Annotated in this window: 8 protein-coding genes and 1 tRNA gene; 4 read left to right on the top strand and 5 right to left on the bottom strand. The window is 60.9% G+C overall.

What is annotated here, in order from left to right; all coding sequences use genetic code 11:
* Positions 1 to 9 precede the first annotated feature (9 nt).
* Entirely contained in the window at positions 10 to 1,278 is a 1,269-nt protein-coding gene (locus tag Q0X28_RS01580) for a glycosyltransferase 87 family protein (protein ID WP_298575763.1), read from the bottom strand.
* Between the two features lie 74 nt (positions 1,279 to 1,352).
* A tRNA-Gly gene (locus Q0X28_RS01575) sits at positions 1,353 to 1,426 on the bottom strand.
* 321 nt (positions 1,427 to 1,747) lie between these two features.
* Between Q0X28_RS01575 and dcd the strand changes: the two genes are divergently transcribed.
* The 3 genes from dcd to Q0X28_RS01560 all read left to right on the top strand — a co-directional run bounded on the left by dcd (position 1,748) and on the right by Q0X28_RS01560 (position 4,820).
* A complete protein-coding gene (dcd, locus tag Q0X28_RS01570) occupies positions 1,748 to 2,341 on the top strand; it encodes a dCTP deaminase (protein ID WP_298575760.1) in 594 nt (197 codons plus the stop codon).
* Positions 2,342 to 2,562: 221 nt separating this feature from the next.
* Positions 2,563 to 3,084 carry an RNA polymerase sigma factor gene (locus Q0X28_RS01565; RefSeq protein ID WP_298575757.1) on the top strand — a complete coding sequence of 174 codons (522 nt, stop codon included), beginning with the start codon at positions 2,563 to 2,565 and terminating at the stop codon, positions 3,082 to 3,084.
* Between the two features lie 2 nt (positions 3,085 to 3,086).
* Positions 3,087 to 4,820: a hypothetical protein gene (locus Q0X28_RS01560; protein ID WP_298575754.1), complete on the top strand. Its 1,734-nt coding sequence runs from the start codon at positions 3,087 to 3,089 to the stop codon at positions 4,818 to 4,820.
* A gap of 169 nt (positions 4,821 to 4,989) precedes the next feature.
* Here Q0X28_RS01560 and nrdF read toward each other — a convergent pair whose 3' ends face one another.
* Positions 4,990 to 6,009: a class 1b ribonucleoside-diphosphate reductase subunit beta gene (nrdF, locus tag Q0X28_RS01555; protein ID WP_296239682.1), complete on the bottom strand. Its 1,020-nt coding sequence runs from the start codon at positions 6,007 to 6,009 to the stop codon at positions 4,990 to 4,992.
* Positions 6,010 to 6,617: 608 nt separating this feature from the next.
* Here nrdF and Q0X28_RS01550 point away from each other — a divergent pair.
* Positions 6,618 to 7,613, top strand: a complete 996-nt coding sequence (locus Q0X28_RS01550) for a hypothetical protein (protein WP_298575750.1) — start codon at positions 6,618 to 6,620, stop codon at positions 7,611 to 7,613.
* Positions 7,614 to 7,908: 295 nt separating this feature from the next.
* On the opposite strand, the gene Q0X28_RS01545 is transcribed toward Q0X28_RS01550, so the two are convergent.
* Positions 7,909 to 9,132 carry a pyridoxal phosphate-dependent aminotransferase gene (locus Q0X28_RS01545; protein WP_298575747.1) on the bottom strand — a complete coding sequence of 408 codons (1,224 nt, stop codon included), beginning with the start codon at positions 9,130 to 9,132 and terminating at the stop codon, positions 7,909 to 7,911.
* Positions 9,133 to 9,245: 113 nt separating this feature from the next.
* A complete protein-coding gene (locus Q0X28_RS01540) occupies positions 9,246 to 12,662 on the bottom strand; it encodes a (Fe-S)-binding protein (protein ID WP_298575744.1) in 3,417 nt (1,138 codons plus the stop codon).
* Positions 12,663 to 12,736 lie beyond the last annotated feature (74 nt).

The following is a 12,736-nucleotide window of genomic DNA, read 5'->3' as shown; positions in this document are numbered from 1 at the left end:
TGATGATGCCTAGGCCGGCTTCTTGAGTGCGGTGAGTTTCACTGCCGCCTCGCGCATTTCGCTGGCGCGGGAGAATGGCCGCAGCGCTACTAGTGCAATGAGCACCAGGAGTGTCCAGAGCACGTAGGATTCGCCGACGATGTGCTGCCAGGGATTCCAGGTAAGTTCCCGGTGGTGGTCGTTGGGTAGGTGGGCGTAGGGGTTGGCGTAGAAAATGATGATGCCCAGCACGCTGAGGACACCCCACACCCAGCGGGCGGGGGTTTGTTTGCAGGCCCACACGGCAAAGAGGGCGACCAAGGGGACGACCCAGGTCCAGTGGTGCTCCCAGGAGACGGGAGAGCAGAGGTTGGCGGCCAGGCCGTTTACCATGAGTGCGGCGAAGTACTGGTGTGTTTTGACGAGCTGCCAGACGATGACGGCGACGGTCAGCCCGGCGAGGAGGGCGACGATGAACCAGGCGACGGAGAGGGTGGTGCCTTCCAATCCAAAGCGGGCGAGGAGGCCGTTGATGGACTGGTTGCCGGCGTAGTCGTAGTTGCCGATGCGTTCCCCGTCAGAGATGATTTCGGTCCAGTAGAGCTTGGCGGTGCTGGGCATCACGAGGAAGGCGATGAGGTTGTAGGCGACGAGGGAGCCGATGGTCATGCCTAGGGATTTCCAGTCCCGACGCCAGAAGAAGTAGAGGAGGAACACCATCGGGGTAAGTTTGATGGCGATGGTGAGGCCGACGAGTGCGCCGGTCCACCAGCGGCGTTGGGGGGTGAGGCAGTCGACGACGATGAGCACCATGAGTAGCAGGTTGATCTGCCCGAATCCGAAGGTGTCGCCGATGGGGGCGGTGAAGAGGCTGGCGATGATGACGACCCAGAGGACGATCTCGTGCCAGGGTTTTTCGGTGGCGGCGAAGCCGTAGGTGCGGAGGGCGGTGAGGGTGTAGCGGGCGACGACGTAGAGGGCTAGCAGGGACAGCAGGGTGAAGAGGATGGAGCTGGCCTGGTAGGGGATGAGGGCGAAGGGGATGAAGACGAGGACGGCGACGGGTGGGTAGGTGAAGGGGAGGTGGGCGCCTTGGTGGAGGGTGGGGATTTCTCCGTAGACGTAGCCGCCGTCGAGGAAGTAGCGGGCGCCGGTCCAGTAGACGTCGAAGTCGATGTGGTAGCTGGGGAATTGCCCTTTGGCGGGGAGGGCCACCATGAGGAGTGCGGCGAGGAGCATGAGCGGGATGGTGCCTGCTGCATATTTACCGTTCTGACCGAGCCATTTTTCGCGCCGCATGCAGCCTGTCCCATCTGTGTGTACGGAGTCGCTGTGAGGTTTCGAGTGCTGAGGGTGTGTGCAGGAGTGTGGAGTGGAGCCGATGACGGGAATCGAACCCGCGTATTCAGCTTGGGAAGCTGATGTTCTGCCATTGAACTACATCGGCGGAGGCTGGCTACAGGTCCACAACATCACGATTCGCGTTGTTTCACGGTGGGAAACATTGTTGTGGCAAGAACCGCCTTCCTTAGATTAGCAGCCTGAGCTTCTCCTGCTAAACCCACACGGCCCTTATTGCGTTGTGGTGTTCGTTTCTCCGCCCGGTGACGGGTCCATTTCCCGCCACGGGAATGTGTCTGGTTCTCCGAACGGCGATAAGGTCGGTGCCGTTCTAGTGGTGGTCCAGTCCCGATCCAGTGGCGGTCTGGTGGCGAGATGATGCGGTCGAATAGTACTGATGGGGTGGTAAACAGGTTAGGCTAGGGGCGTGCTACTTTCTGATGTCGATTTGTGTGCCGTCATCGGTTCTGGCGATCTTTCCCTAGAACCCTACGATGCTGCCCTCGTGCAGCCGTCCAGCATTGACGTGCGCCTGGACGGATTGTTCCGTGTTTTCAACTCCACCCGCTACACCCATATCGACCCTGCTATTCCCCAGCCTGACCTCACCACCTTGGTTGAGGTTCCGGAGGAGGAAGCGTTCATTCTGCACCCGGGCGAGTTTGTCCTGGGCTCCACGCTGGAGGTCGTGAGCCTCTGTGACAGTCTGGCAGGACGCCTGGAGGGGAAGAGCTCGTTGGGCCGCCTTGGCCTGATGACACACTCCACCGCGGGGTTTATCGACCCCGGTTTTTCGGGACACATCACCTTGGAATTGTCGAATGTGTCCAATCTGCCCATCAAGTTGTATCCGCGGATGAAAGTGGGCCAGCTGTGCGTATTCCGGCTGAGTTCCCCCACGTTGCGGCCGTACGGGTCGTCGGCGTTGGGCTCGAAATATCAGGGGCAGCGTGGACCTACCCCGTCACAAGCCTGGAAGAACTTCCACGTTGGTGACGACGGCACCGTCACCCCTCGCTAGCCTTCCGACTTCTCGCCTCTCTGTGCCGGTATCTCCCGCTCCGGCACCTTGTCCCTACGCTTCTCTCTGCCGTTGTCTTCTCCTCTCCGCTCCCTTCGTCTCCCCCACGCAGCGTCCCTATAAGTGAGAATTTCGGCCTACGGTGTAACAATCCCCACGTGGGAGGCACGAGTAGGGCGAAGGTATCCGCAACCCGCAAGGTTCGATCGTAAACTAGACATATGACTGACGCGCTACAAGAGGAATGGTTTAGAGCTGCGTATCAGCAGTCCTACCAGCCCGTCGTGGCATACCTACGGCGTCGCATCCCCCTCAACGATGTTGAGGATGTGCTGTCCGTGGTGATGACGCGAGTCTGGCAAACCCGAGACAATGTTCCGCCCCATCTTTTGAAAAGTCCGCTTCCGTGGTTTTTCGGAATCGCCCACAACGTTGTGAGTGAGTATTTCCGCTCGTCAACCCGCCGCAGTGACCATGAGACCATCATGGACCCCATCGACGTGGTGGATGATGGCAGCTCCGCCGATGTGGCCGAGAGTGTGGCCGAAAGTGCCCAGGTCAAGGCAGCTCTAGCTCTCCTCTCTGATTCTGATAGGGACGTTCTTCTGCTCGCTGCGTGGGACGGTCTCACCACCGCAGAACTGGCGTCCGTACTGCAGGTCAAACCTGCCGCAGCACGTGTCCGTTTACATCGCGCCCGTATCCGGTTCGCGGAAGCACTACACACTGTAGAGGAGCAGTAATCGTGTCTCACCCGGAGAAACCGAAGTCGTCGCTCCGCTTCCAGCCCCTCGGCGAAGCGGACCCCGAAGCTTGGCGCCGTCTACAGGCAGCCAACCCCGTCCCTCGCCATACGGCCGGTGACGGGTCCCTCGAGCAGCCCAACATGGAGCTCCTCGACACCATTATCGCAGGGCGGACGTCCGCCGAACTCCCCACCCACGGGGCAGCAGACGCCGGCCACAGTGCCGGCCACAGTGCTGAGCACACTGTCGGCCGCAGTGCCGGTCACAGTGCTGGTCAGAGTGCCGAGCACCGAGCCGAGCGCAGCGCCGCCCTCAACACTGACGCCTCCAGCGCCGTCACTCCCATCCGCTCCAACAGTATTCCGGACGGTACCCTCGCCCTCGGTAATAGTGACAGTTACGTGACGGGCCGCAACACCGGAGACCTGGCCGGCGTGGCTCAACCGCCCGCCCCCACCCCCGTGGAGGCACCCGAAGTGCAGCGCGTCCTGGACGACGAAGCTAATGCCCCCGACGCCACCACCTCGCAGCACATCATCATTAGCATGGCTGCCGAGCGGGAAAAGCGAGCCAAGCAGCGCCGCGCCCGTGGCCCATTCATCGGTGGTATTGCCGCTGCTGCTGCCGCCGTCGCCATCCTCGTCGGTGTTGGCCAAGTGATCCCCGCCACCCCCACCGTGCCGCGCGCCGAAGCCCAAACGCTGTTGCGTAACGCCGGTGCAGAAGCCCGTCACGATGCCGTCAACGTCCAGCAGCTGTCCTCTTCCGCACTTCTGCTACACAACCGAGAAGTGGTCCGCCACTTCAACAATGACGGCATTATCTACAACGTCACCACCAACCAGCGCACCATCATGGACGCCAGCAAGGTGGAAACCCAGGTGTCCCAGGGCGAGTTGAGCTTCGATAGCCCGGCAGCTCAAGAAAAGTGGAAGAAAGCCGGCAGTCCCAAGCTGTTTGGCCTGGGCAAGGGCTACACCAAGCGCGGCACCCAGCAGGTGCAGATCGGCGGGACCACCCTCAATGTGGCCGCACTGTCCTCCTGGCCCACTGACCCAGACGGCCTGGAAAATGTTCTTTCCCAGGCTATTCCGGGCGTGCAGCCGTCCCGTTCAGCCCTCCTGTTACTCACCGTGCCCGGTCTTGACGGCTCCTTCTACCACGGCCTCTACCAGGTCATCGCGCGGGAAGCCGGCAGTACCGTGGTGAGCACGCCGGAGAAACTCCGCGGGGCAGTCCCCGACGACACCGTCACCGTGAAGTTTGCCCCTAACAAGGTGTCCACCACCACCGCCACCCTCACCTTCGACCCGAAGAGCGGACAGGTGTACGCCGTGGAAGGTGCCACCCCGCAGGACACCCTGGTACTGGTACGCGCCACCGGCTTCCTCAACTGCATCGACACGGAAGGCCCAGAGGGCCCCGACGAGATCTACCTGGGCTGCGCCACGGGTGCCTTCCGCCTTATCGAGATCTCCTGGAAGGACTGGGGTAAGAAGGTGGCCAACGGCCGCGGTATCGCCGTCATCAACGACTGCGACCCGTTCTGTGCCGCCGGCAAGTTCCACCGGATCCCCGTCATCATCAAGCTCTCCGACCTGCAACAGTGCGGGTACGGCGTGCAGATCTACACCAAGCTGGAAGCCACCTTCCCCAAGGGCACCAAAGGTCTCGTCCCGGAAACCGTCCACGAGTCCTTCCCCTGCCCGGCGACCCAGCATAGCGGATCCTAACTACCTGCCCCTGAGGACAGCAGGACCCGTCACCCCGCTAACGAAATAACAAAGAATCCCGGAAGGCTCAGGAACCTTCCGGGATTCTTGTATAAGTGCGGAAACGGTCAGCAACTGTACTTCTGCAGAACTAGTGCAGACGCCTCAGCTGACGCAGTTGAGGCGGCGGCTAGAAGTCCCAGTCGTCGTCGGTAGTGTTCTCCACTTCGCCCACAATGTAGGTGGAGCCGGAACCGGAGAAGAAGTCGTGGTTCTCCATGTTGTCGGAGGCAATGTAACCCATCACGCCCGGATCCACATGGCACACGTCGGCGGGGTAGAGCGGCTCGTAACCCAGGTACTTCAAGGTGGTGTTGGCATTGAAGTGACTGTAGGAAATCGCCAGCTCGGACCAGCCAACCTCATCGTAGAGCTCGTGGAGGAAGGCCTCTTCGGTGGCGGTGAGTTCGAGCAGGTAGTCGAACGTCATCTCCTTGTAGCGTTCCTTCTCTTCTGGAGAGAGCGGCTCCAGCATTTTCTGGTACTTGTAGCCGGTGTAGTAGCAGTGGACGCGCTCGTCGCGGAAGATGAGGCCCAGCAGGTCGGCAGTGTTCGGCAGCTTATTGCGGGATCCCATGTAGAAGGGGGTAAAGAAGCCGGTGTAGAAGAGGTAGCCCTCCAGCATGGTGCCGGCAATCTTCCGCTTAATGGGGTCGATGTCGGTGTAGAAGTTCATCTGGATGCGAGCCAGGTTCTGCACCAGCTCGTTGTTCTCTGTCCAGCGGAAGATGGCGTCGTTTTCTTCCTTGGAGCAGAGGGTGGAGAAGATGGAGGAGTAGGACTTGGCGTGCACGGACTCCATAAAGACGATGTTGGAGTAGACGGCTTCCTCGTGTGGGGTGAGGGCGTCGCCCACCATGGCGGTGGCGCCCACGGTGGATTGGATGGTGTCGAGCAGGGTGAGCATGCCGTAGGTGTTCTGCATGACCTTCTTTTCCGCCTTGGGGAGGTCATTGTAGGACTTGACGTCGTTGGACAGTGGCACCTTTTCTGGTAGCCAGAAGTTTTCGGTGAGCTTGTCCCACACTTCCTTGTCTTTGGGGTCCTCGATGTTATTCCAGTCGATGGGGCTGGCCTTAATGGTGTCGAGGATGCGGTCGGCTTTGTGGCCGGAGGCAATTTGGGCGGGGGTGAGAACCTCAAACGGCATGTCGCATGCGTCCTTTCGGTAACGGTAGTCTCCACGGTGTCACGCGGCAGTCGGACAGTCTCTGCGGCGTCGGCAGCGAGCGTGGAGGGGTTGATCGCGCTCGCACGATACTCCTATGGTACAAGCGCTCAGGGAGCTTGCGAAGAAGGTCGGACCTCCGGATTTTTCGCCCGGGAAAGGGCAGGGGAGGCGGGGCGGAGGAGAGGCTAGAGGGGAAGCGGAAGAGGGGCTAGAGGGGAGGCGGGGTAGCGCGGCGGGTGGCGTGGGCGAGCTTGGTGGTGGCAATAAACCCCTGAAATCTAAAAATGTCGCACATCTCACAAAAGCCTTGACAATCGGAGAGTCGTCGAAATTTCTTCTTCAGATATCGAAATTCTGTGGAGTAACAGAAAATGGAAATTTGTTACCATTTCAACTATTTGTGCAGTTCAACGCCACTAAATGAAAGCATTATTAATTGCTGAGGATTAATAAAAAATGAGCAGTTTTTGTTCATTTTTTGGGCGGTGGGCCAAGTTGTGCCACTACGTGGCGAAAATCTCATTTTTGTTGCTACATGAAGTGAAATAGCGAGGAAATGTTGCCTTTCACTACGTAAAATTGGATACATGTCAACTTCAACGATCACCAAGAAGGCTTTCGCCCTCGCTGCTGCTGCGGGTCTGAGCCTTAGTTTGTCCCCTCTCATGGTCGGCACCGCTTCCGCTGCCACCGCTTCCAAGACGATTAAGTCCAGCTGCCGTACCAACGGTGCTCCGATGAACTTCAACGAGACTCGTGAGAAGACTGACGTCATCGACGTTTCTGCTCCCGATCAGGTGAAGGTTGGCGAAGAGTACGAGGTCCGCGTTAACTACAAGCCGGAAATGATCCCTGGTAAGGAATCAATCGCCGTTATTAAGAGCGCTGACGACGTCGTTATGCGCCTCACCATCGATGATCCTTCCTCCTTCGTGACTGCAAGCCTGGAAGGCTCCGGCGCCGTGCTTAAGGGCACCCCGAAGATCTCCCTCGTTGGCGGCAAGACCCTCGTGGTCTCCGGCTTCGGCGTTGCCGTCGAAGGCAAGGACGCCAACTGGGCCGTCCCGACCATCGTCATGAAGATGAAGGCCTCCAAGGCTGGCAAGATCGGCACCGTCCACCCCGCAGTGGAAGGCCCCGCTGGCGAATTCAACAACCCCCAGAACTTCGTCACCATGCGCAACGTCGTTGACACTCAGGTCATCGGCACCCAGCACATTAGCCTGAACTGCCAGGCCCTCTCCGGCCCGGCAACCCTCCTGTCCGTGAACGCTGTGGGCGGCCCTGCCGACGCTGCCAAGGCTGGCGACAAGAAGGCCGACGATAAGAAGGCAGACGCCAAGAAGGACGGCGACAAGAAGGACGGCGACAAGAAGGGCACCGAGTCCTCCAAGGCTGCTCCCTCCACCGACGCCTCCGGCATGGAAGTTCTTGACGAGGATCCCTACAAGGACACCCCCACCGATGACGGCGGCCTCTCCGGCGGCGCCATCGCTGGTATCGTCATCCTCTGCCTCGCAGTAGCAGGTGGCATTGGCTACGGTATCTACCGTGCCCGCAACAAGAAGAAGGGCGAAGCCTAATTAGCCGCTGGTAACAGCACGCTATAAAGCTCCGTAAAGTCCACAAAGTGGGCTACCGGGTTCACCCCCGGTAGCCCACTTTTTACTATTTCCACCCCGCCTGCACGTCACTCCCCACTCTGGCATTCCCACCATGGCGCCCCCACCTGTGTCATCAACGTCCGCACACTATCCCCGTGCGTCGTCATTTACCCCTCCACGCACGCCATCTACTACGCGCACAAAAACTCCCTCCCTCTCACGGAGAAGTGAGGGGGAGGGAGTGTCTTAGGACGAAGGCCTAACGGCCCAGCAGTTAGCCCTTGTAGCTGGAGAGGAAGTTGCCCAGACGTTCAATGGCTTCCTTCAGCACCGCGGCCTCCGGCAGCATCACAATGCGCAGGTGGTCGGTGGTGGGGTAGTTGAAGGCGGTGCCGTGGGTCATGAGGATGTGCTCGTTTTCCACCAGAGACATGGAAAACTTCTCGTCATCGGCAATCGGGTACACCTCAGGGTCGAACCGCGGGAAGGCATACATAGAGCCCTTCGGCACCACAACGGACACACCGGGGATGGTGTCGAGGGTGTCCACGGTGGTCTTCCACTGTTCGTGGAGGCGGCCGCCGGGGGCGGTCTGGATCTGAATGTCCTGCTCGCCTTCCAGGGCTGCCACGATGGCGTACTGCGCGGGCACATTGGAGCACAAGCGCATGGAGGCCATCAGGTGGAAGCCGGCGAGGAAGTCGCGGGCGTGGTCCTTCGGGCCGGTAATAACAACCCAGCCGGCGCGGTAACCGCAGGCACGGTAGCTCTTGGAGAGACCGTTGAAGGTGAACACCAGCAGGTCGGGGGCCAGAGTGGCGAGGTTATAGTGCGGGGCCTCGGTGTAGAGGATGAGGTCGTAGATTTCGTCGGCGAAGATTAGCAGGCTGTGGCGGCGAGCGATGTCGACAATGCCCTCCAGCGTCTCCTTGGAGAAGACGGCACCGGTGGGGTTATTGGGGTTGATGACGACAATGGCCTTGGTCTTGTCGGTAATCTTGGACTCGATGTCCTCGAGGCTGGGGTTCCAGTCGTTGGCCTCGTCCAGCAGGTAGTGGACGGGGGTGCCGCCGGCGAGGGCGGTAGAGGCTGTCCATAACGGGTAGTCCGGGGCGGGGAGGAGGATTTCGTCGCCGGGGTTGCAGAGGGACTGCAGGGACATGGTGATGAGCTCGGAGGCGCCGTTGCCAATGTAGACGCTGTTCATGTCCACCTCGGGGAAGCCCGGGGTGTTGGCGTAGCGGTTGATGACGGCCTGGCGAGCTTCGGCAATACCGCGGGAGTCGGAGTAGCCGACGGCAGCGTCGAGCTTGTCCTTCATATAGTCGGTGACGTTCTTCGGGGTCAGGAAGCCGAACTTGCCGGGGTTGCCGATGTTGAGCTTGAGGATCTCAGCACCCTGCGCTTCAAGTTCATTGGCGCGGTCCAGCACCGGGCCGCGGATGTCGTAGACGACGTTCTTCAGTTTCTTGGACTGGTAGAGAGGCCGAGGGCTCATTGTGCTCTCTTCTGTGAAATATTAAACGTACTGGTACAGATGCAAGATTACACCTGTTGGCCCCAGAGCTCACTACCGGTTTGTGCTGGTACGTGACGGATCCTCGGGGGTTCTTAGGAGGAAACTGAAAAATCCTGGGGAGCAGCAAGTCCGGGACGAATACTGACACCCTCCTGATGTGTATTATTCGCAGGCTCAGCGGCAAGATCCTCATCCGCCCCGTCGGCACCCTCATGACTGCCCGTCGTGGGGGCGAGTGGGCGGGAGAAGTCGAACGGGGCATGCACACCGGCACGCAGCTGCAATCCGGGCACGGGGAGTCGCTTCTCTTCGGCATCGGCCGGCGCGACAGCAGTATCCTCTGCACTCGTGTCAGCGCCGTCACTGGCACCGTTGCTAATGGAACCAGCTACGCTATGGTCCGAACCACTATCTAGGCCGTCCTCGTCGACCAGTGGGGCAGCGGGGGCAATATGCACGATAGCCTGGTTGGCCTTAGCGGCCGCCTCCTCAGTAACCGGCAAGAGCGGTGGCAGCGGCGTGGGCACCCCATCAGTGCGGGCAATCATGCCTACCAGCGGCAGGCCCGGCACATCCAGGTTGAGCTCGTTACCGGCACCATCCTTGGCCACCTCGGCAGCCTTCACAGAGACAGCACTGTCGGCTTTCTCTTCCAACGGTTTACCGGTAACGGGGGCGGACTGGCCAGCCCGTTCCACCCGCTCCTTTCGCTGGGCGGCTTTCTCTTTTTCGGCCTTCCGCTCCTTCTCCAGCTGTTGTACCTCCGCCAGGTAGGTTGCCAGGGAACTGGGGAGCACCGCAACGGGTTCGGGGCCGGGAGCTTGGGCGGAGGGAACACCATCTGGGCGCTCAATGAGGCCAAGGAGAGGCAGACCAACGGTTTGTAGGGAGACTGTCACCACGCCCGCGTCGAGTAGGGAAGCATCGTCGATGACGGCTTCCTCTTCCAGCTCGGCCAGCACGTCTTCGACGGCTTCCTGTTCGGCGGCGGCAGCGCGGACAGCTTCTTGGTCGGTCTCTTGGAGAGTGGTGGTGTAGTCGTTGACCGTTGCCATTTCTTCGGCGGGGATGGCATTCGGCAGATCGAGGCCGTCCATTTCCTGCTCGACGTCAATATCGCCCACGGGGATGGGAACGAGTGGCTGGGGCAATTTGTCGCCGCGCCGGACAGATTCCAGCAGCAGTACGGAGATGTCGGCGACGCGGGTGCGTTTGGCTTGGGCGGCCAGCAGGCGGCTTTCGGATTCTGTCATCCGCTGCTTCACTCCGTCCGACATCATGACGGTGCAGAAGGGGCAGGCGGTGGCGATGGTGGTGGCTCCGGTCTGCAATGCCTCGTCTACGCGCATGAGGTTGATGCGGGTGCCGTGCTTTTCTTCCATCCAGAAGTGGGCACCGCCGGCGCCGCAGCAGAAGGCCTGCTCGCGGATGTGATCCATTTCCTTCACCTGGGTGCCGGAGGACTCTACCAGTTCGCGCGGCTGGCTGTAGAAGTGGTTGTGGCGGCCCAGGTAGCAGGGGTCGTGGTAGGTGGTGATGCCCTCAACCGGGGTGGTGGGGACGAGGCGGCGGCGGTTCACCAGCTGGTTGAGGACGACCGAGTGGTGGATGACGGTGTAGGACTGCGGGTACTCGTTGCCAAGTGTGTTGAAGCAGTGGGCGCAGGTGGCGATGATCTTCCGGTTCGGGCTCTCCCCAAAGACGGATTCCAGGAGTCCGGTGTTGTGGGCTGCCATCTCTTGGAAGAGGAATTCGTTGCCGGCGCGGCGGGCGGAGTCGCCAGTGCAGGTTTCTTGGTTTCCCAGCACACAGAATTTGACGCCGCCCAGGTGCAGGAGGAGGGCGGTGGCCTTGGTGGCTTCTTTGGCGCGATCCTCGTAGGCGCCAGCACAGCCCACCCAGAAGAGGTATTCCATGCCTTCGCCGGCGAAGTCGTGGACGTCTTTGCCCCACACGGGGACGCGCCAGCCGGTTTCTCGTTCGAGTTCGTCGATCCAGGTTTCCCGGGCAGTGGGGGATTGGCCCCAGGGGTTTCCTTTGCTTTCCAGGTTCTTGAAAAGGCTGGCGAGTTCCGGTGGGTACTGGTCGGCGGCGAGTACCTGGTGGCGGCGCAGGTTAACGACGTGGTCGACGAGTTCTAGGTCGAGGGGGCACTGGTCGACACAGGCGCCGCAGGTGGTGCACGCCCAGAGGGCTTCTTCGTCGAGGAGGCCGATGCGTTCGGGGTGCTGTAGGGCGTTCGGGTGCTGGGGGCTGAGGCCGATGAGCGGTTGGGAGAGGCGCTGTAGTTCGGCACGTTGGTGGGCGAGTTTCCCGGTGGGCGTGGCGGGGAGGAGGTCGATGAGACGGGGGAAAGCGTCGTGGTCGACGCGGCCGGTGTCTGGGTCGACGAAGCCGGCGGCACGGGCGGCCGTAAGATAGGGGGCGCTGTCTTGGGCGACGTCGCGCAGCCCGGTGGCGATGAGTTTGGGGTTGAGGGGTTTGCCGGTGTTCCAGGCGGGGCAGAGATCCTGGCAGCGGCCGCATTCGGTGCAGACGGAGAAGTCGAGCCAGTCTTTCCAGGTGAAGTCTTGGATGCGGCCAACGCCGAGGAGGTCTTTGTCGGGGTCGACGTTGTCCATGGTGAGGGTTTTCTCACCGCTGCGCATGGGGCGGACAGCGCGGAGGGAGGTCCAGCCGTCCCATTCACGCTTGAGGAAAATGTTGAAGAAGGCGCCGATGCGGTGCCAGGCGACACCCCACTTGAGGTTGAAGCCGACGAGGAGGAGCCACAGCATGGCGATGAGGAGTTTCGCCACGGCGAAGAGGCTCACCATGAGGGGGTTGGAGGGGAGGATCTTCGCTATCCAGTAGGTGGCCCAGTCGATGGTGGGGTCACCGCCGCCGAAGGTGGGGAAGGTGGCGAGTTGGCCGGCCTTGACGGCGAGCATGCCGAGGCCTTCGAGGATGACGACGGCGTCCACGAAGTAGGCGGCTCCCATGTTGGACTTGTAGAAGCGGGAGGAGTGTTTGTTGCGGCCTAGGTGGGGGTTGTTTTTTAGGCGGGTGAGGGTGAGGTAGAGGCCGCCGAGGACGGTGGTGATGCCGACAAGTTCGACGAGGGCGCGGAACCAGCGTTGTTCGTGGAACCAAGGCCAGCCGCTGGACGGGTCGAACATCTGGATGTAGGCCTCAAAGAGGATGAAGATGCCCAGCAGGAAGCCGACCATGACGAACCAGTGGGAGATGGCGACGGTGCGGCGCTTGCGGATGAGGCGGGTGTGGGCAATGAATTCTTTGAGGAGGTTCCAGAGCCGGTGCCAGGGGTGATTGGTGCGGGTGTGGTCGGGTTCGGCCAGCCGCAGCATGGTGACGAGGTGGACGACGCCGCGAATGAAGACGCCCCAGCAGATGATGCTGAAGAGGGTTGCGACGATCCCGATGGGGATGGTGAGATCCCAGGGAATGGTGGGTGCGCTGGCGTGCGTGAGAGGGGTATTCACGAGCGCGTGCAGGTCGTCACTAGTCACCTTATCTATCTTATACAGCGGCACAGATTGGCTAAAGTAAGCGCAACTTGACCATTGTGCACCTACTGCAAGGG

It is taken from the genome of uncultured Lawsonella sp. (genome assembly GCF_947252745.1).
GTDB lineage: Bacteria > Actinomycetota > Actinomycetes > Mycobacteriales > Mycobacteriaceae > Lawsonella.
The sequence above is the reverse complement of the archived record's forward strand: the minus strand, read 5'-3'. Positions and strand labels throughout refer to the sequence as shown.

Bases quoted from the DNA above. Each gene is read 5' to 3' on its own strand.
- Q0X28_RS01580 (WP_298575763.1), bottom strand. From the start codon at position 1,278: ATGCGGCGCGAAAAATGGCTCGGTCAGAACGGTAAATATGCAGCAGGC.
- nrdF (WP_296239682.1), bottom strand. From the start codon at position 6,009: ATGCCGTTTGAGGTTCTCACCCCCGCCCAAATTGCCTCCGGCCACAAA.
- Q0X28_RS01545 (WP_298575747.1), bottom strand. From the start codon at position 9,132: ATGAGCCCTCGGCCTCTCTACCAGTCCAAGAAACTGAAGAACGTCGTC.
- Q0X28_RS01550 (WP_298575750.1), top strand. From the start codon at position 6,618: ATGTCAACTTCAACGATCACCAAGAAGGCTTTCGCCCTCGCTGCTGCT.
- Q0X28_RS01565 (WP_298575757.1), top strand. From the start codon at position 2,563: ATGACTGACGCGCTACAAGAGGAATGGTTTAGAGCTGCGTATCAGCAG.